The organism is Streptomyces sp. CNB091, from assembly GCF_000377965.1.
Genome location: NZ_KB899002.1, coordinates 133192 through 151487, shown reverse-complemented (window position 1 = coordinate 151487; position 18296 = coordinate 133192). Strand labels below are relative to the sequence as shown.

Genomic DNA, 18296 nt, shown 5'->3' with positions numbered 1-18296 from the left:
CCGTCACCCGCGCTAGAGTCCGGAGAAAGGGACGTTACTGATCAGTAAGGGGAGCGGCTATGCGGCTCGGCATCAATCTCGGTTACTGGGGCGCCGGCATGGACGGCGACAACCTCGCCGTCGCGCAGGAGGCCGACCGGCTCGGCTACGACGTCTGCTGGGCGGCCGAGGCGTACGGCTCCGACGCCCCGACCGTGCTGACCTGGGTCGCGGCCCAGACCGAGTCGATCGACGTCGGCTCCGCGATCATGCAGATCCCGGCGCGCCAGCCCACCATGACGGCGATGACCGCCGCCACCCTCGACTCGCTCTCCGGCGGCCGCTTCCGCCTCGGCCTCGGGGTCTCGGGCCCCCAGGTCTCCGAGGGCTGGTACGGCGTGAAGTTCGACAAGCCGCTGGCCCGCACCCGGGAGTACGTGGAGATCGTCCGCAAGGCGATGACCCGCGAGCGCGTGTCGTACGAGGGGGCGCACTGGACGCTGCCGCTCCCCGACGGTCCGGGCAAGCCGATCAAGCTCACCGTGCACCCCCAGCGCGAGCACATCCCGCTCTACATCGCCGCGATCGGCCCCAAGAACCTGGAGCAGACCGGCGAGATCGCCGACGGCGCCCTGCTGATCTTCCCCTCCGCCGAGCACCTGGAGGAGACCGCGATCCAGCCGCTGCGCGCGGGCCGGGAGAAGGCCGGGAAGACGATGGAGGGCTTCGACGTCAGCCCGACGCTGCCGCTCGCCGTCGGCGACGACGTGACCGGCCTCGCCGACATGTTCCGCCCGTACACCGCGCTGTACGTCGGCGGGATGGGCAGCCGGAAGCAGAACTTCTACAACCAGCTCGCCCAGCGCATGGGGTACGAGAAGGAGGCCGCCGAGATCCAGGACAAGTACCTCGGCGGGGACAAGGCGGGGGCCGCCGCGGCCGTCCCGCACCAGCTGATCGACCAGACCGCGCTGCTCGGCCCCGTCGAGCGGATCGCCGAGCGGATGCAGGCCTACGCCGCCGCCGGGGTCACCACGCTCAACCTCGCCCCGGCCGGCTTCACGCTGGAGGAGCGGCTCACCGCCCTGCGCGCCGGCACGGACGCCCTGGAGCGCTCCGGGCTCGCCTGACGGACGGCACCGGTACAACCGGGACAGCGCTACGGCCGTGGTGGGGGCTCGGGGGTCCTCCCCGCCACGGCCGTCACCCGGAACAACGCGCCGAGCGCCCCAGGGTTACGCCGCCGCGCCGGGCGCCGCCTGCCGGCCGCCCCGGTTGCCGACCGCCCCGCGGCGCATTTGACTCTTCCTGCGCACTACTGCTCCGCGGACCTCGATTCCGCGGGCAACGGGTACGGAGGTGGCCGTCATGCTCTCAGCGCAGACTCTGTTCCAGGAGATTCTGGACAACGACGAGTCCTACCGGCTCTTCTGTTCCATCGCCGCGAGCGGTGAGGCCCAGGGCGGCTGGGAGAACGCCCGCATCGCCGCACTCGTCCCGGAGAGCTGCCGCGACCTGGCTTCCAAGATCGTCCGGCACGGCGCCGACGAGGACAAGCACGGCCGGATCTTCCACGCGCTCCTGAAGAAGCGCGGACTGCCACCCGTCCAGGTCCCGCCGGAGACCGACTACACGATGCTCCTGGAACAGCAGGGCATCGGGCTCGCGCACTCACGGTTGCGCGGCGAGCAGCGGCTCACCGAGCGCGACATCATCACCTATCTGGCCCACAGCCGCGTCACCGAGCAGCGCGCCTCCGAGCAGATGCGCCTGCTGCGCCGGTACTTCGCCGACCACCCCGACATCGGCCGCGCGGTGAAGATGATCTCCCACGACGAGGACAACCACCTCGCCTACTGCCACGAGGAACTCCTCGGGCTCGCCCGCGCCGGGCACGGCCGCACCATCCAGCGGACCATGCGCGAGTGCGCCCTGGCCGAGATCCGCGTCTACCGCGACGTCAGCCTCGCCGTGATGGCCGCCATGGGCCGGGTGCTCGGCTGGCCGCGGCCCAAGGCGGCCGTTCTCGCCGCGGGCATCCACGCGGTGTACGCGTACGAGCGCCTCGTCGGCTGGCGGCGGATGGTGAGCCTGGAGATGCCGCGGCGGCGCGACGCGCTGGGCCGCTCCGCCGCACCGGAACGCGAGTACGCCTGAGGGCACAGGGCACAGGGCACAGGGCACAGGGCACAGGGCACAGGGCACACGGCGCAGGGCACAGGGCAAACGGCGCACGCCTCGCGGGCGGCGCCGTGCGCCGTGCGCTCAGAGCCAGCCGCGCCGCTTGAACAGCCGGTAGAGACCGAACACGGCGCAGCCCATCGCCGCGACCACCGCCGGGTACGTCCACACCCAGTGCAGCTCCGGCATGTGGTCGAAGTTCATGCCGTAGACGCCCGCCACCATCGTCGGGACGGCGGCCATGGCCGCCCAGGCGGAGATCTTGCGCATGTCGTCGTTCTGCCGCACGCCCATCTGGGCCAGATGCGCCGACAGAATGTCCGAAAGTAGCCGGTCCAACCCCTCCACCTGCTCGTTGGCGCGCGTCAGGTGGTCGGCCACGTCCCGGAAGAACGGCTGCGCGTGCTCGTGGACGAACGGCACGCCCGCCCCCGAGAGCCGGGCCATCGGAGCGGTGAGCGGCCCGGCCGCCCGGCGGAACTCCAGCACCTGTCGCTTGAAGGTGTAGATCCGCGCCGCGGTGTTCTTCGAGTCGCCGCCGCTTGGGGCGAACACCTGCGCCTCCAGCTCCTCCAGGTCGAGCTGGAGCTCACCGGAGACGTCCATGTAGTGGTCCACGACGGCGTCGCTGACCGCGTACAGCACCGCCGTCGGGCCGTGCTTCAGCACCTCGGGCTCGGCCTCCAGCCGGCGGCGCACGGCCGCCAGCGGGGCTCCCTCGCCGTGCCGGACCGTCACCACGAACGAGTCGCCTATGAAGACCATCAGCTCGTCGGCGCTGACCTTGTCGCTCTCCGGCTCGTAGACGACCGGCTTGAGGACCGCGAACAGGGAGTCGTCGTACACCTCCAGCTTGGGCCGCTGATGAGCCCGCAGCGCGTCCTCCACGGCCAGCGGGTGCAGCCCGAACTCGTCCCGTACGAGGTCGAACTCCTCCTCCGTCGGCTCGTGCAGCCCGATCCACAGGAACGCGTCCTGTGCGTTCCGCGCCTCGTCCAGGGCATCGGAGAAGTCGTCGGGCCGTTCGGTGCGGCGCCCGTCCCGGTAGATGGCACAGTCCACGATCACGGCGGGCATTCTTCCCTCCGAACCGCCCATCACGCACCTTTCCCGTCCCTCTACCCTGGCGGGTATGCCCACCCTGATCCTCGTACGCCACGGACGCTCGACCGCCAACACCGCTGGAGTGCTCGCGGGCCGCACCCCCGGTGTCTCCCTCGACGAACGCGGCGCCGAACAGGCCGCGGCCCTCCCCGCGCGGCTTTCCGCGGTGGTCCCGGTCCTCGCGGTCAGCAGCCCCCTGGAGCGCTGTCGGCAGACGCTCCAGCCGCTCCTCGACGCCCGCCCCGGCCTGTCCCTGCACACCGAGGACCGCATCAGCGAGTGCGACTACGGCGACTGGTCGGGACGGAAGCTGGCCGAACTGTCCGACGAGCCCCTGATGTCCGTCGTCCAGCAGCACCCCTCCGCCGCGGCCTTCCCGGGCGGCGAGTCGATGCGCGCGATGCAGGCCCGCGCCGTCGACGCCGTACGCGACTGGAACGACCGGGTCGAGGCGGAGCACGGTGAGGACGCCACCTACGTCATGTGCTCGCACGGCGACATCATCAAGTCCCTCGTCGCCGACGCGCTGGGCATGCACCTGGACCTCTTCCAGCGTGTCCACGTCGACCCCTGCTCGGTCACCGCGATCCGCTACACCAGGCTGCGCCCTTTCGTCCTGAGGCTCGGCGACACCGGCGACCTCGCCTCCCTGGCCCCCCGCGAGCAGTCCGTCGGGGCGGACGCCGCCGCGTCCCCCACGGACGACGGCTCGGCGGACGCGACGGTCGGGGGCGGTGCGGGCGCGCCGTGATCGCTCCGGGCAGTAGGGTGGACGCGCCGTAGCGCCGCTCAACCACCATCGAAGCTCAAGGGAGCAGGACGTGTCCCGTCAGGTGTTCCTCTACGACCCACCGGACCGATTCGTGGCCGGTACGGTCGGGTTGCCTGGCCGCCGTACGTTTTTCCTCCAGGCGTCCTCCCAGGGCAGGGTCACGAGCGTCGCCCTGGAGAAGGCCCAGGTCACCGCTCTCGCCGAGCGGATCGACGAACTGCTCGACGAGGTCGTACGCCGCACCGGGGGCAACTCCCCGGTGCCCGCGGTGGCCCCGACCGACGTCTCCGACACCGCGCCGCTCGACGTGCCCGTCGAGGAGGAGTTCCGGGTCGGCACCATGGCCCTGGCCTGGGACGGCGAGGAGCAGCGCATGATCGTCGAGGCGCAGGCCCTCGTCGAACTCGACGCCGGCTCCGAGGACGACCTCGCGGAGGCCGAGGAGAAGCTCCTCCAGGACGAGGAGAACGGCCCGCCGATGCTCCGGGTCCGGCTCAGCGGCGCCCAGGCCCGCGCCTTCGCCAAGCGGGCCCTGGACGTCGTCAACGCCGGCCGCCCGCCGTGTCCGCTGTGCAGCCTGCCCCTCGATCCGGAAGGACACGTATGCCCGCGCCAGAACGGATACCGTCGCGGAGCCTGACGGACACGGACCTGCTCACCCTGCTCACCGAGGGCACGATCACCGTCCTCGGGCAGGTCGGCGGGGCGTCCAACGCGGTGCTGCACTGCACGGTGGCGTACGAGGGCGAGGCGCGCCCCTGCGCCTACAAGCCGGTCGCGGGGGAGCAGCCGCTGTGGGACTTCCCCGACGGGACCCTCGCCCAGCGGGAGGTCGCCGCGTACGAGATCTCCCGGGCGACCGGCTGGGACCTCGTGCCGCCGACCGTGCTGCGGGACGGCCCGTACGGACAGGGCATGTGCCAGCTCTGGATCGACGGCCCCCCGTCCGACGAGGACGCCCCCGAGCTGCTGGCACTCGTCGAGGACGAGGAGCCCGGTGACGGCTGGAAGGCCGTGGGCTTCGCGGACGTGGGGGAGGGGAAGACCGCGCTGCTGGTGCACGCCGACGACGTCCGGCTGCGTCGGCTCGCCGTGCTGGACGCGGTGATCAACAACGGCGACCGCAAGGGCGGACACCTGCTGCCCGCCCACGGCGGACGGCTCTTCGGCATCGACCACGGCGTCACCTTCAACGCGGACGACAAGCTGCGGACCCTGCTCTGGGGCTGGGCGGGCGAGCCGCTGACCGAGGAGGCGCTGGCCGTGCTGGGCCGGCTCACCGGCGAGCTGGCGCCGGGGACCGCCCTCGCCACCCGGATGGCCGAACTCATCACACCGGCCGAACTGGAGGCCCTGCGGCAGCGGGTCGCGGGGCTGGTCAGGAGCGCCGTGCACCCGCGGCCGAGCGGCCAGTGGCCGCCCATTCCCTGGCCGCCGGTGTAAGAGCTCCGCGCGTCCGGGCCAGGCCGTACCGCCTGCCCCGGGTTTCACGCAAGAGGGCCTCTTCGGACAGGTTTCCGATGCCGGTTCGTATCCGGAAGCATCGTCCGGTTACGCTCATGACATGCATGCCTGGCCCGCTTCTGAGGTCCCCGCCCTGCCTGGCAAGGGCCGCGACCTTCGGATCCACGACACCGCGACCGGCGGACGGATCACCCTTGACCCCGGTCCCGTCGCCCGCATCTATGTCTGCGGCATCACGCCGTACGACGCGACCCATATGGGTCATGCGGCGACCTACAACGCGTTCGACCTCGTTCAGCGCGTGTGGCTCGACACCAAGCGGCAGGTCCACTACGTCCAGAACGTGACCGACGTGGACGATCCGCTGCTGGAGCGGGCCGTGCGCGACGGTCAGGACTGGACCGAGCTCGCGGAGCGCGAGACGGCGCTCTTCCGCGAGGACATGACCGCCCTGCGGATGCTGCCCCCGCAGCACTACATCGGAGCGGTCGAGGCGATACCGGGCATCGTGCCCCTCGTCGAACGCCTCCGGGACGCGGGCGCCGCCTACGACCTGGACGGCGACGTCTACTTCTCCGTCGACGCCGACCCGCACTTCGGCGAGGTCTCCGGCCTCGACGCCGAGGCGATGCGCCTGCTCTCCGCCGAACGCGGCGGCGACCCGGAGCGCCCCGGCAAGAAGAACCCCCTCGACCCGATGCTCTGGATGGCCGCCCGCCCGGGCGAGCCGAGCTGGGACGGGGCCTCCCTGGGCGAGGGTCGCCCGGGCTGGCACATCGAGTGCGTCGCCATCGCGCTCGACCACCTCGGCATGGGCTTCGACATCCAGGGCGGCGGCTCCGACCTCGCCTTCCCGCACCACGAGATGGGCGCCTCCCATGCCCAGGCGCTGACCGGCGAGCACCCGTTCGCCAAGGCGTACGTCCACGCCGGAATGGTCGGCCTGGACGGCGAGAAGATGTCCAAGTCGCGCGGCAATCTGGTCTTCGTCTCGACGCTGCGCCGCGACGGCGTGGACCCGGCGGCCCTCCGGCTCGCCCTGCTCTCCCGCCACTACCGGTCCGACTGGGAGTGGACCGACCAGGTGCTGGCCGACGCCGTCGAGCGCCTCGCGCGCTGGCGGGCCGCCGTCTCGCGCCCCGACGGACCGTCCGCCGACGTGCTGGTCGAAGAGGTCCGCGAGGCCCTCGCGGACGACCTGGACAGCCCCGCGGCGCTCGCCGCGGTGGACCGCTGGGCCGCGCTCCAGGGCGCGGAGGGCGGCACGGACGAGGGTGCGCCCGGCGTCGTCTCGCGTACGGTCGACGCCCTGCTGGGCGTCGCGCTGTAGGACGGAGCGCGGCTCCGGACACATGAACGGAGCGCCGCACGGGATCGTCTCCCGTGCGGCGCTCCGCTGTTCCTGGGCGTCAACCAGCCCGCGCGCGGGCTGCCGCCGCCCGGTCAGTCCTCGCCGGGTGTGTCCCCGGAGCCTTCGCCCGGGTCGTTCCCCGGTGCCTCGTCAGGGCCCTTGGCGCCCTGGTCGTCGGCGGCCTTCCCCCGCCCCGGCTCCGGACGCGGCGGCTTCGGCGGGCGGGTCCGGCCGCCGGAGGGGTCGCGCAGATACGGCACGTCCCCGGACTCCGTCGCATGGCCGCCCGGCCCCTGCCCGGGGCCGCCGTCCCGCCGTCGCAGATAGCGCTCGAACTCCCGGGCGATGGCCTCGCCGGACGCCTCGGGAAGCTCCGCGGTGTCCCGCGCCTCCTCCAGCGTCTGCACGTACTCGGCGACCTCGCTGTCCTCCGAGGCGAGCTGGTCCACCCCGAGCTGCCAGGCCCGTGCGTCCTCGGGCAGTTCGCCCAGCGGGATCCGCAGCCCGATCAGGTCCTCAAGACGGTTCAGCAGGGCCAGCGTCGCCTTCGGGTTCGGCGGCTGCGACACATAGTGCGGTACCGCGGCCCACAGGCTGACCGCGGGGACGCCGGCGTGGGTGCACGCCTCCTGGAGGACCCCGACGATGCCCGTGGGCCCCTCGTACCGCGTCTCCTCCAGGTCCATCGTCCGCGCCAGGTCCGCGTCCGAGGTGACCCCGCTCACCGGCACCGGCCGGGTGTGCGGGGTGTCGCCGAGCAACGCGCCCAGGATGACGACCATTTCGACGCCCAGCTCATGGGCGAAGCCGAGGATCTCGTTGCAGAACGACCGCCAGCGCATGGATGGTTCGATGCCGCGCACCAGGACCAGGTCCCGGGGCTTCTCCCCGCCCACCCGCACCACGGACAGCCGCGTCGTCGGCCAGGTGATCTTCCGCGTACCGCCGTCCAGCCACACCGTGGGCCGGTTGACCTGGAAGTCGTAGTAGTCCTCGGCGTCCAGCGCCGCGAACACCTCGCCCTTCCACTCCCGGTCCAGATGACCGACCGCTGTGGAGGCGGCGTCCCCGGCGTCGTTCCAGCCTTCGAACGCGGCCACCATGACCGGGTCGATCAGCTCGGGCACCGACTCGAGCTCGATCACCCGGGCCTCCTTCCGATGTCTCCATACGTACGGAGCAACCTTACGGCTTCCGGGGGGCCCCGCCGCAGCCCTCTTGCACGGCCGGGTGAACCTTGCCAGCAGGAGTGGATCATCGGGCCGAACAGTGCATCAGCTCACTGCCAGAGCGTGGAAGGCGCCTCCCGGCGCACCACCGGGGCGATCTCCTCCGCGAACCGCTGGAGCGTCTCCGACTGCTCCGGCCGGCCCAGGCCGAAGCCGTCCACGGTGATCGACTGGAGGTCGTGGCGGTAGACCTCGTGCCAGCCGAGGATCTTGTCGATGATCTGCTGCGGGGAGCCGATCAGCTGCGGTCCGCCCGCGATCGCCTCCTCGATCGTGCGGAACGGGGTGTTGTAGCCGGCCTTGCCCTCCAGACCCGGCTTGAAGACCTGCCGCACCCGCGCCTCGTACACCTCCTTGTACCGGTCGACGGCCGCCTGGGAGCTGTCGGCGATGAGGAGTCCGCCCGATCCCGCCGCCACCTCGGCGTCCGCCGGATCGTGCCCGTACGCCTCGAACCGCTCCCGGTAGTGGGCGATGAGCTTCGCGTACGCCTCACGCGGCTGGATGGCGTTGGCGGTGAAGAGCGGGTCGCCGTGTTTCGCCGCCAGCTCCGGGGAGCTGAGGCTGGTGGCCGAGCCGTGCCAGATGCGCGGAAGACCGTCGTACGGACGTGGCACCGTGGTCACGTTCTTCAGCGGCGGCCGGAACTCGCCTTCCCAGTCGACGCCTTCCTCGGTCCAGAGGCGGCGCAGCAGCTCGTACTTCTCCTTCTGGATGTCCCACTGCCGTGCCTCGTCGAGCCCGAACAGGTCGAAGTGGCCCGCCTCCGCGCCCTTGCCGACGACCAGTTCGACCCGGCCCCGGGATATCTGGTCGAGCGTCGCGAAGTCCTCCGCCACCCGGACCGGGTCGAGGATCGCGACGACGGTCACCCCGGTGAGCAGCCGGATGGTGCTCGTACGGGCCGCGATCGCGCCGAGCACCACGTTCGGACTGGAGGAGAGGAAGGCCCCGGCGTGCCGCTCGCCGACGGAGTACGCGTCGAAGCCGAGCCGCTCCGCCACCGCTGCCGCGTCGATCACCTCCTCGAACCGGTCGGCGGCCGGGAGGAGTTCACCGGTGAGCGGGTGCGGTTCGTGGCTGATCAGGGAGAGCACGGAGAATCTCATGAACTCCACTGTCCCCGGGGCACGTTGCGAGCGTGTGGCGGGAGTGTGGCGCGTGCGCCGGGGCGATCGCGCACGCCGGAGGGGGGCGGCTCCCGCGGGAGCCGCCCCCCGTCGCCCGTCCACGCGGGACGGGGGGAAGCAGGTCAGTCCTTCTCGGCCAGCAGCCTCTCGACGCCGGCGCGGACGTCGTCCGTCGCCAGGCCCCGGATCGTCAGCGTGGTCCGGCGGCGCAGCACGTCGTCCGCCGTCTCGGCCCACTCGTGGTCCCGCGCGTAGGCGACCTGGGCCCAGATCTCCGGGGCGTCCGGGTGGACGCGCTCGGCCAGCTCCGGGCTCTCGTTCGCCAGCCGGGCGATGTCGAAGGCGAGCGAACCGTAGTGCGTGGCCAGGTGCCGGGCGGTGTCCGGCGCCATCCGGGGGCCGGGTGTCCCGCCGTCGATCAGCAGCCGGTGCGCCACCGCGTCCGGGTTGGCGATGCCGGGCAGCGGGAGTTTCCGCGGCAGCCGGTTCATCGGCTCCATGTCCTCGGCCAGCGGGTGCCCGGGCAGGGCGGCCAGCTTGTTCATGACGGTGCGGCCGATGTGACGGAAGGTCGTCCACTTGCCGCCGGCGACCGACAGCATCCCGCCGCGGCCCTCCGTGACGACCGTCTCGCGCTTGGCCTTGGAGGTGTCGCCGGGACCGCCGGGCAGCACCCGAAGACCGGCGAAGGAGTACGTGATCAGATCGCGCGACAGCTGCTGGTCCTTGATGGAGAACGCCGCCTCGTCGAGGATCTGCGCGGTGTCCGCCTCGGTCACCGCGACGTCCGCCGGGTCGCCCTCGTACTCCTCGTCCGTCGTGCCGAGCAGCAGCATGTCCTCCCAGGGCAGGGCGAACGTGATCCGGTACTTGTCGATCGGGGTGGCCAGCGCCGCCCGCCACGGCCGGGTCCGCTTGAGGACCAGGTGCGCGCCCTTGGACAGCCGGATGGAGGGGACCGCGTTCGGGTCCTCCATCTTCCGCAGGTGGTCGACCCAGGGGCCGGTGGCGTTCAGCACGAGCCGGGCGGTGACGCCGAACTCGGTGCCGTCCGTGCTGTCCTTCAGGTCGGCGCCGGTGACCCGGCCCCGGGTGAACCGCAGCCCGGTGACCGCCGCGTGGTTCAGGACGGCCGCGCCCGCGTCGACGGCCGCGCGGACCGTCATCAGGGCCATGCGGGCGTCGTTCATCTGGTCGTCGCCGTAGACCGCGACGGCCTTCAGGTTGTCGGTGCGCAGCTCGGGGACGTCGCGCTGCGCCTTGGCCGGGCTGATCACATGGCCGACGCCGTCGCCGAACGCGGAGAGCGCGGAGTAGGCGAAGACGCCCGCGCCGAGCTTGGCCGCGCCGTGCGGGCCGCCCTTGTAGACCGGCAGGTAGAAGGTGAGCGGGTTGGCCAGGTGCGGGGCCACCTCGCGGGAGACCGCGCGGCGCTCGAAGTGGTTCTCCGCGACCAGCTTGACCGCACCGGTCTGGAGGTAGCGCAGACCGCCGTGGAGGAGCTTGGAGGAGGCGGAGGAGGTGGCGCCGGCGAAGTCGCCGGCGTCCACCAGAGCCACCCGCAGCCCGGACTGCGCGGCGTGCCAGGCGGTGGAGATGCCCAGGATGCCGCCGCCGATGACCAGGAGGTCGTACGTGGCCCGGGACAGCTGCTCCCGGGTCTCGGCGCGGCTCGGCAGCGAGCCGGAGGCCGGGTGCGTTCCGAGGGCGGGAACGCTCTGCAGGGTGGTCATGGTGATGCTCCTCGTCAGCTTTCTTCGTCCTCGATCCAGCTCATGGTCCGTTCGACGGCCTTGAGCCAGCTCTTGTACTCGCGGGCACGGGTGTCCGCGTCCATGCGGGGTGTCCACTCGGCGGCCCGGCGCCAGTTGGCGCGCAGCGCGTCGGTGTCCGGCCAGAAGCCGACGGCGAGACCGGCGGCGTAGGCGGCGCCGAGGCAGGTGGTCTCGGCGACCATGGGGCGCACCACCGGCGCGTCCAGGAAGTCGGCGAGCGTCTGCATCAGCAGGTTGTTGGACGTCATGCCGCCGTCGACCTTGAGCGCGGCCAGCTCGACGCCGGAGTCCTTCGTCATGGCGTCGCTGATCTCGCGGGTCTGCCAGGCGGTGGCCTCCAGGACGGCACGGGCGATGTGCGCCTTGGTGACGTAACGGGTAAGACCGGCGATCACCCCGCGGGCGTCGGGGCGCCAGTAGGGGGCGAAGAGGCCGGAGAAGGCGGGCACGAAGTACGCGCCGCCGTTGTCCTCGACCGAGGAGGCCAGCGTCTCGATCTCGGCGGCCGACTTGATCAGGCCCATCTGGTCGCGCATCCACTGCACCAGCGAGCCGGTGACCGCGATGGAGCCTTCAAGGGCGTACACCGGGGGCTTGTCGCCGATCTGGTAGCCGACGGTGGTGAGCAGCCCGTTGTACGAGTTCACCGGAGTGGAGCCGGTGTTCATCAGCATGAAGGTGCCGGTGCCGTACGTGGACTTGGCCTCGCCCTCGGCGAAACAGGTCTGGCCGAAGAGCGCCGCCTGCTGGTCGCCGAGCGCGGAGGCGACGGGGATGCCGTCGAGGATGCCGCCCTTGGCGTGGCCGTACACCTCGGCGGAGGAGCGGATCTCGGGGAGCACCGCGGCCGGGATGCCGATGGAGGAGAGGATCTTCTCGTCCCACTCCATCCGGTGCAGGTTCATCAGGAGGGTGCGTGAGGCGTTGGTGACGTCGGTGACGTGCACCCCGCCGTCGGTGCCGCCGGTCAGGTTCCAGATGACCCAGGAGTCCATGGTGCCGAAGAGGATGTCGCCGGCCTCGGCGCGCTCGCGCAGCCCCTCGACGTTGTCGAGCAGCCAGCGGACCTTGGGGCCGGCGAAGTACGAGGCGAGCGGCAGCCCGGTCTCGCGGCGGAACCGGTCCTGGCCCACGTTGCGGCCGAGCTCCTTGCAGAGCGCGTCGGTGCGGGTGTCCTGCCAGACCAGCGCGTTGTGGACCGGCTCGCCGGTGTGCTTGTCCCACATCAGCGTGGTCTCGCGCTGGTTGGTGATGCCGATCGCCTTGACGTCGGCGGAGGTGATGCCCGCTTTGACGATGGCGCCGGCGACGACCTCCTGGACGTTCTCCCAGATCTCGGTCGCGTCGTGCTCGACCCAGCCCGGCTTCGGGAAGATCTGCTCGTGCTCCTTCTGGTCGACGGAGACGATCCGGCCGTCCTTGTCGAAGACGATGCAGCGGCTGGAGGTGGTGCCCTGGTCGATGGCCGCGATGAACGGCCCGGTGCCGTGGGTGCCGGTGGTGTGTGCGTCGGTCACGGTGTGCTCCCGGAAGTCTGTGAGGTGAAGAGATGCGGCTGGGACTGGGGTGTCTACGCGAAGGCGAGGTTGTAGAGCCCGCCGGCGAGTGCGCCACCGATGAGCGGACCCACGATGGGTACCCACGCGTAGCCCCAGTCCGAACCACCCTTGTTCGGCAGCGGCAGCAGGGAGTGCACGATGCGCGGACCGAGGTCGCGGACCGGGTTGATGGCGTAGCCGGTCGGGCCGCCGAGCGAGAGGCCGATGGAGACGACGACCAGGGCGGTGATCAGCGCGCCGAGCGGGCCGAGGCCGTTGCCCGCGTCGTTGAGGCCCTGGGTCAGGATCGCCAGGACCAGCACGACGGTCGCGATGATCTCGGTGATGACGTTCTGGACGCCGTTGCGGATCTCCGGACCGGTGGAGAAGATCCCGAGCACCGGGCCGGCCTTCGGGGCGGCGGCCCGGTCGACCATGCCTTCGTCGGTGGACTTGGTCCCGATGATCTCCGGGTCGGTCAGATGCGCGTGGAACTGGCCGTAGTAGACCGCCCAGACGAGCAGGGCGCCGATCATCGCGCCGAGCAGCTGCGAGAAGAGGTACAGGGGGACGTCGCCCCACGCGGTGCCGCCCTCGATGGCGAGGCCGACCGTGACCGCGGGATTGAGATGGGCGCCCGATACGCCGCCGGCGAGGTAGGCGCCGGTCAGCACGGCGAAACCCCACCCGAAGGTGATGGCCAGCCAGCCCGCGTCCCGGGCCTTCGAGCTCTTCAGCGTGACGGCGGCACAGACACCGCCGCCGAGCAGGATGAGTACGGCGGTACCTATGGTCTCGCCGATGAAAATGTCGGAGCTGGACACCCGCGACTCCTTTGTCCTTCGTCCAGGGGAGAGCGGAGCACCGGTCCCGCCGGTGATCCGCGCCCCAGATGGGCGTCCACGAAGCGTGGGCAGCCCACCTGTAAGGGCTTGACCGGCCCTTGGCACCGTCACACCCTAACGCGTATTGCCGTTAGGCGTTCGACAATGCCGACCGCTGAACGGCAGTGTTTCCCCCGAGTGAAGGAAGCGTCAAGGGTTCTGTGGTCCACGACTCGGTGCGCGACGCGATCGTTACCCCGAGGGGCCGGGACGGCCCCGGGCGTGGGCGGGCGCAGGTCGGTACGGAGCGCGGGGAGGGGTGGGACGGGCCGCGCGGACCCTCAGAAGCGGCCGGCGCCCAGATCCCGGGAGACCGCGCGGGCGCAGTCGCGCACGGCCGCGATCAGCTCGGGGCGCAGCGTCCCGCCCGGGGCCACCCGCTCCACCGCGCCCGTCACGGCGACCGCCCCGACGGGCATCCTGCGCCGGTCGTGGATCGGGGCGGCCACCGCGGCCACGCCCTCCCAGGTCTCCTCGGCGTCGGCGGCCCAGCCCTGGGCCCGGATCAGGTCGAGCATCGACTCGAAGGCGTCGGCGGCGGTGACGGTGCGCCCGGTGAAGGAGCGGCGCTCCGCCTCCATGACCTCGCTGTGGGCCACCGGGTCGTACGCGGACAGCACCTTGCCCAGCGCCGTGGAGTGCAGCGGCTGCATGGCTCCGACCTCCAGTACCTGGCGGCTGTCGTCGGGCCGGAAGACGTGGTGGACGATCAGTACGCCGTGCTGGTGCAGCACCCCGAGGTGCACGCTCTCGCCGCTGGAGCGGGCCAGGTCATCCGTCCAGACCAGGGCGCGTGCCCGCAGCTCGTGGACGTCCAGATAGCTGTTGCCCAGCCGCAGCAGCTCCGCGCCCAGCTGGTAGCGGCCCGACGCCGCGTCCTGCTCGACGAAGCCCTCCAGCTGGAGCGTGCGCAGAATGCCGTGCGCGGTGCCCTTGGCCAGCCCCAGCGAGGAGGCGATGTCGGAGAGCCCGAGCCGGCGCTCGCCGCCCGCCAGCAGGCGCAGCATCGCGGCCGCCCGCTCCAGCGACTGGATGTTCTTGGCCATCGCGCCGTACTCCTCCACCTCGGTTCGACAATGCTGAACACTATCGGTCGATGCCGACCTGCGCCGGACTCCGGGGGAAAGTCTCCGCCACCGGGCCGCACCCGCCGCACCCGCACAGCATGCAGTCCGTCCCATGGACGCCCCCTACGGTCCCGGGCGGTGTCCGGCTAGGCTGGCGAGGTGCGCCTTCCCCAAGAAGGACGCAAAGCCGACAGCCGTCGCATCCCTGGGAGATCATCCATGGCCTCGTTGCCGACATCCGCCGCCGACAGCCGGACCCGCGCAGACGCACTCCGCGAGGCACTCGCCACCCGTGTGGTGGTGGCCGACGGGGCGATGGGCACCATGCTCCAGGCACAGGACCCCACGCTGGAGGACTTCGAGAACCTCGAAGGCTGCAACGAGATCCTGAACGTCACCCGGCCCGACATCGTGCGTTCGGTCCACGAGGAGTACTTCGCGGTCGGTGTCGACTGCGTCGAGACGAACACCTTCGGCGCGAACCACTCCGCCGCGAACGAGTACGAGATCGCCGACCGGATCTTCGAGCTCTCCGAGTCCGGCGCCCGGATCGCCCGCGAGGTCGCCGACGAGTTCGGCGCCAAGGACGGACGCCAGCGCTGGGTCCTCGGCTCGATCGGCCCCGGCACCAAGCTGCCCTCGCTCGGCCACATCACCTACGACGTCCTGCGCGACGGCTACCAGAAGAACGCCGAAGGCCTCCTCACGGGCGGCTCCGACGCCCTGATCGTCGAGACCACCCAGGACCTGCTGCAGACCAAGTCCAGCATCATCGGCGCGCGCCGGGCGATGGACGCCCTCGGCGTCCACGTGCCCCTGATCTGCTCCCTCGCCTTCGAGACGACCGGCGTCATGCTGCTGGGCTCCGAGATCGGCGCCGCCCTGACCGCCCTGGAGCCGTTGGGCATCGACCTGATCGGGCTGAACTGCTCGACCGGCCCGGACGAGATGAGCGAGCACCTGCGCTATCTCGCCCGCCACTCCCGTACGCCCCTGATGTGCATGCCCAACGCCGGCCTGCCCGTCCTCACCAAGGACGGCGCGCACTTCCCGCTCGGCCCCGACGGTCTCGCCGACTCCCAGGAGAACTTCGTCCGGGACTACGGTCTCTCCCTCATCGGCGGCTGCTGCGGTACGACGCCCGAGCACCTGCGGGCCGTCGTCGAGCGGGCCCGGGGGCTCACGCCGACCGAGCGGGACCCGCGCCCCGAGCCCGGCGCGGCCTCGCTCTACCAGACCGTCCCCTTCCGGCAGGACACCGCCTACCTGGCGATCGGGGAGCGCACCAACGCCAACGGCTCCAAGAAGTTCCGCGAGGCCATGCTGGAGGCCCGCTGGGACGACTGCGTGGAGATGGCCCGCGACCAGATCCGCGAGGGCGCGCACATGCTCGACCTCTGCGTCGACTACGTGGGCCGTGACGGCGTCGCGGACATGGCGGAGCTGGCCGGCCGCTTCGCGACCGCCTCCACCCTGCCGATCGTGCTGGACTCCACCGAACTGCCCGTGCTCCGCGCCGGCCTGGAGAAGCTCGGCGGCCGGGCCGTGCTGAACTCGGTGAACTACGAGGACGGCGACGGCCCCGAATCCCGCTTCGCGCAGGTCAGCGCCCTGGCCTCCGAGCACGGCGCCGCCCTGATCGCGCTGACGATCGACGAGGAGGGCCAGGCCCGTACGGTCGAGCACAAGGTCGCCATCGCCGAGCGGCTGATCGAGGACCTCACCACCAACTGGGGCCTCCACGAGTCGGACATCCTCATCGACACCCTGACCTTCACCATCTGCACCGGACAGGAGGAGTCCCGGGGCGACGGCATCGCCACGATCGGGGCGATCCGTGAGCTGAAGCGGCGTCACCCCGACGTCCAGACCACGCTGGGCCTCTCCAACATCTCCTTCGGTCTGAACCCGGCCGCCCGGACCGTCCTGAACTCCGTCTTCCTCGACGAGTGCGTCAAGGCGGGCCTGGACTCCGCGATCGTGCACGCCTCGAAGATCCTGCCGATCGCCCGGCTGGAGGAGGAGCAGGTCAAGGTCGCCCTCGACCTGATCTACGACCGCCGCGCCGAGGGCTACGACCCCCTCCAGAAGCTCATGGAGCTGTTCGAGGGCGTCAACATGAAGTCGATGAAGGCGGGCCGGGCCGAGGAGCTGATGGCTCTCCCGCTGGACGAGCGCCTCCAGCGCCGCATCATCGACGGCGAGAAGAACGGCCTGGAGGCCGACCTGGACGAGGCCCTCCAGGACACCCCGGCCCTCGACATCGTCAACAACACGCTGCTGGAAGGCATGAAGGTGGTCGGCGAGCTGTTCGGCTCCGGCCAGATGCAGCTGCCGTTCGTCCTCCAGTCGGCCGAGGTCATGAAGACCGCGGTGGCCCATCTGGAGCCGCACATGGAGAAGACGGACGACGACGGCAAGGGCACGATCGTGCTCGCCACCGTCCGCGGCGACGTCCACGACATCGGCAAGAACCTCGTCGACATCATCCTCTCCAACAACGGCTACACCGTCGTCAACCTCGGTATCAAGCAGCCCGTCTCCGCCATCCTGGAAGCAGCCGAGGAGCACCGCGCGGACGTGATCGGCATGTCCGGCCTCCTGGTGAAGTCGACGGTGATCATGAAGGAGAACCTCCAGGAGCTCAACCAGCGCAAGATGGCCGCCGACTTCCCGGTGATCCTCGGCGGCGCCGCGCTGACCCGGGCCTACGTCGAGCAGGACCTGCACGAGATCTACGAGGGCGAGGTCCGCTACGCCCGCGATGCCTTCGAGGGCCTGCGCCTCATGGACGCGCTCATCGGCGTCAAGCGCGGCGTGCCGGGCGCGGTCCTGCCCGAGCTCAAGCAGCGCAGGGTCCCCAAGAAGGACGTCGACACCGCAATCCTGGAGGTCGAGGAGCCCGAGGGCTCGGTGCGCTCGGACGTCTCCACCACCAACCCCATCCCCGAGCCGCCGTTCCGGGGCACTCGCGTCATCAAGGGCATCCCGCTCAAGGACTACGCCTCCTGGCTCGACGAGGGGGCGCTCTTCAAGGGCCAGTGGGGCCTCAAGCAGGCCCGGACCGGCGATGGACCGACGTACGAGGAACTGGTGGAGACCGAGGGGCGCCCGCACCTGCGCGGCTGGCTCGACCACCTCCAGTCCAACAACCTCCTGGAAGCGGCCGTCGTCTACGGCTACTTCCCCTGCGTCTCCAAGGGCGACGACCTGGTCCTCCTCCACGAGGACGGCTCCGAGCGCACCCGCTTCACCTTCCCGCGTCAGCGCCGTGGCCGCCGCCTCTGCCTCGCCGACTTCTTCCGCCCCGAGGAATCCGGCGAGACCGACGTCATCGGCCTCCAGATCGTCACCGTCGGCTCCCGGATCGGCGAGGCCACCGCCGAACTGTTCGCCGCCAACTCCTACCGCGACTACCTGGAGCTGCACGGCCTCTCCGTCCAGCTCGCCGAGGCGCTCGCCGAGTACTGGCACGCGCGGGTCCGCAGCGAGCTCGGCTTCGCCGGGGAGGACCCGGCGGCCGTCGAGGACATGTTCGCGCTGAAGTACCGCGGCGCACGATTCTCGCTCGGTTACGGGGCGTGCCCGGACCTGGAGGACCGGGCCAAGATCGCCGATCTCCTCCAGCCGGAACGCATCGGCGTGCACCTCTCCGAGGAGTTCCAGCTCCACCCGGAGCAGTCCACCGACGCCATCGTCATCCACCACCCCGAGGCGAAGTACTTCAACGCGCGGTAACCCCGTATTCCGCCGCGGCCTCGCGCCCTTCGCGCGCCGCGGCCGGACACGTCGTACACTGGTCGGTCCAGTGCAGGCCGGTCG

General features: G+C 71.2%; 14 protein-coding genes. 7 read left to right on the top strand and 7 right to left on the bottom strand.

The window, feature by feature from the left end; all coding sequences use genetic code 11:
* The first annotated feature begins 59 nt into the window (after positions 1-59).
* Both D581_RS0123000 and D581_RS0122995 read left to right on the top strand, forming a co-directional pair.
* Entirely contained in the window at positions 60-1109 is a 1050-nt protein-coding gene (locus D581_RS0123000) for an LLM class F420-dependent oxidoreductase (protein WP_018959549.1), read from the top strand.
* Positions 1110-1347: 238 nt separating this feature from the next.
* On the top strand, positions 1348-2136 hold the full coding sequence (locus tag D581_RS0122995) for a hypothetical protein (protein WP_018959548.1): 789 nt from the start codon (positions 1348-1350) through the stop codon (positions 2134-2136).
* A 108-nt stretch (positions 2137-2244) separates the two neighbouring features.
* On the opposite strand, the gene corA is transcribed toward D581_RS0122995, so the two are convergent.
* Entirely contained in the window at positions 2245-3237 is a 993-nt protein-coding gene (corA, locus tag D581_RS0122990; RefSeq protein ID WP_018959547.1) for a magnesium/cobalt transporter CorA, read from the bottom strand.
* A 55-nt stretch (positions 3238-3292) separates the two neighbouring features.
* Here corA and D581_RS0122985 point away from each other — a divergent pair, with 55 nt between their 5' ends.
* The 4 genes from D581_RS0122985 to mshC all read left to right on the top strand — a co-directional run bounded on the left by D581_RS0122985 (position 3293) and on the right by mshC (position 6830).
* Positions 3293-4015, top strand: a complete 723-nt coding sequence (locus D581_RS0122985) for a histidine phosphatase family protein (protein ID WP_026290814.1) — start codon at positions 3293-3295, stop codon at positions 4013-4015.
* 70 nt (positions 4016-4085) lie between these two features.
* The gene (locus D581_RS0122980) at positions 4086-4676 is read left to right on the top strand and encodes a DUF3090 domain-containing protein (protein WP_018959545.1); all 591 of its coding nucleotides are present in this window, start codon (positions 4086-4088) and stop codon (positions 4674-4676) included.
* The gene (locus tag D581_RS0122975; RefSeq protein ID WP_018959544.1) at positions 4640-5479 is read left to right on the top strand and encodes an SCO1664 family protein; all 840 of its coding nucleotides are present in this window, start codon (positions 4640-4642) and stop codon (positions 5477-5479) included. Before D581_RS0122980 ends, D581_RS0122975 begins: the two co-directional genes overlap by 37 nt.
* A 121-nt stretch (positions 5480-5600) precedes the next feature.
* Positions 5601-6830: a cysteine--1-D-myo-inosityl 2-amino-2-deoxy-alpha-D-glucopyranoside ligase gene (mshC, locus tag D581_RS0122970; protein WP_018959543.1), complete on the top strand. Its 1230-nt coding sequence runs from the start codon at positions 5601-5603 to the stop codon at positions 6828-6830.
* 113 nt (positions 6831-6943) lie between these two features.
* Here mshC and D581_RS01000000137585 read toward each other — a convergent pair whose 3' ends face one another.
* The 6 genes from D581_RS01000000137585 to D581_RS0122940 form a co-directional block, all read right to left on the bottom strand.
* Entirely contained in the window at positions 6944-7996 is a 1053-nt protein-coding gene (locus tag D581_RS01000000137585; protein WP_018959542.1) for a PAC2 family protein, read from the bottom strand.
* 134 nt (positions 7997-8130) lie between these two features.
* Positions 8131-9189, bottom strand: a complete 1059-nt coding sequence (locus D581_RS0122960; protein WP_026290813.1) for an LLM class flavin-dependent oxidoreductase — start codon at positions 9187-9189, stop codon at positions 8131-8133.
* Between the two features lie 143 nt (positions 9190-9332).
* A complete protein-coding gene (locus tag D581_RS0122955) occupies positions 9333-10943 on the bottom strand; it encodes a glycerol-3-phosphate dehydrogenase/oxidase (protein ID WP_018959540.1) in 1611 nt (536 codons plus the stop codon).
* A gap of 14 nt (positions 10944-10957) precedes the next feature.
* Entirely contained in the window at positions 10958-12502 is a 1545-nt protein-coding gene (glpK, locus tag D581_RS0122950) for a glycerol kinase GlpK (RefSeq protein WP_018959539.1), read from the bottom strand.
* 53 nt (positions 12503-12555) lie between these two features.
* Positions 12556-13347, bottom strand: coding sequence for an MIP/aquaporin family protein (locus D581_RS0122945; RefSeq protein WP_018959538.1), 792 nt, complete (start codon positions 13345-13347; stop codon positions 12556-12558).
* A gap of 341 nt (positions 13348-13688) precedes the next feature.
* Entirely contained in the window at positions 13689-14453 is a 765-nt protein-coding gene (locus D581_RS0122940; protein ID WP_032752890.1) for an IclR family transcriptional regulator, read from the bottom strand.
* Positions 14454-14693: 240 nt separating this feature from the next.
* On the opposite strand from D581_RS0122940, the gene metH reads away from it, so the two are divergent.
* The gene (gene metH, locus D581_RS0122935) at positions 14694-18212 is read left to right on the top strand and encodes a methionine synthase (protein ID WP_018959536.1); all 3519 of its coding nucleotides are present in this window, start codon (positions 14694-14696) and stop codon (positions 18210-18212) included.
* Positions 18213-18296 lie beyond the last annotated feature (84 nt).

Coding starts and splice junctions, on each gene's coding strand:
- D581_RS0122985 (WP_026290814.1), top strand. CDS start 3,293: ATGCCCACCCTGATCCTCGTACGCCACGGACGCTCGACCGCCAACACC.
- corA (WP_018959547.1), bottom strand. CDS start 3,237: ATGCCCGCCGTGATCGTGGACTGTGCCATCTACCGGGACGGGCGCCGC.
- D581_RS0122995 (WP_018959548.1), top strand. CDS start 1,348: ATGCTCTCAGCGCAGACTCTGTTCCAGGAGATTCTGGACAACGACGAG.
- D581_RS0122960 (WP_026290813.1), bottom strand. CDS start 9,189: ATGAGATTCTCCGTGCTCTCCCTGATCAGCCACGAACCGCACCCGCTC.
- D581_RS0122940 (WP_032752890.1), bottom strand. CDS start 14,453: ATGGCCAAGAACATCCAGTCGCTGGAGCGGGCGGCCGCGATGCTGCGC.
- D581_RS0122955 (WP_018959540.1), bottom strand. CDS start 10,943: ATGACCACCCTGCAGAGCGTTCCCGCCCTCGGAACGCACCCGGCCTCC.
- D581_RS0122975 (WP_018959544.1), top strand. CDS start 4,640: ATGCCCGCGCCAGAACGGATACCGTCGCGGAGCCTGACGGACACGGAC.
- mshC (WP_018959543.1), top strand. CDS start 5,601: ATGCATGCCTGGCCCGCTTCTGAGGTCCCCGCCCTGCCTGGCAAGGGC.
- D581_RS0123000 (WP_018959549.1), top strand. CDS start 60: ATGCGGCTCGGCATCAATCTCGGTTACTGGGGCGCCGGCATGGACGGC.
- metH (WP_018959536.1), top strand. CDS start 14,694: ATGGCCTCGTTGCCGACATCCGCCGCCGACAGCCGGACCCGCGCAGAC.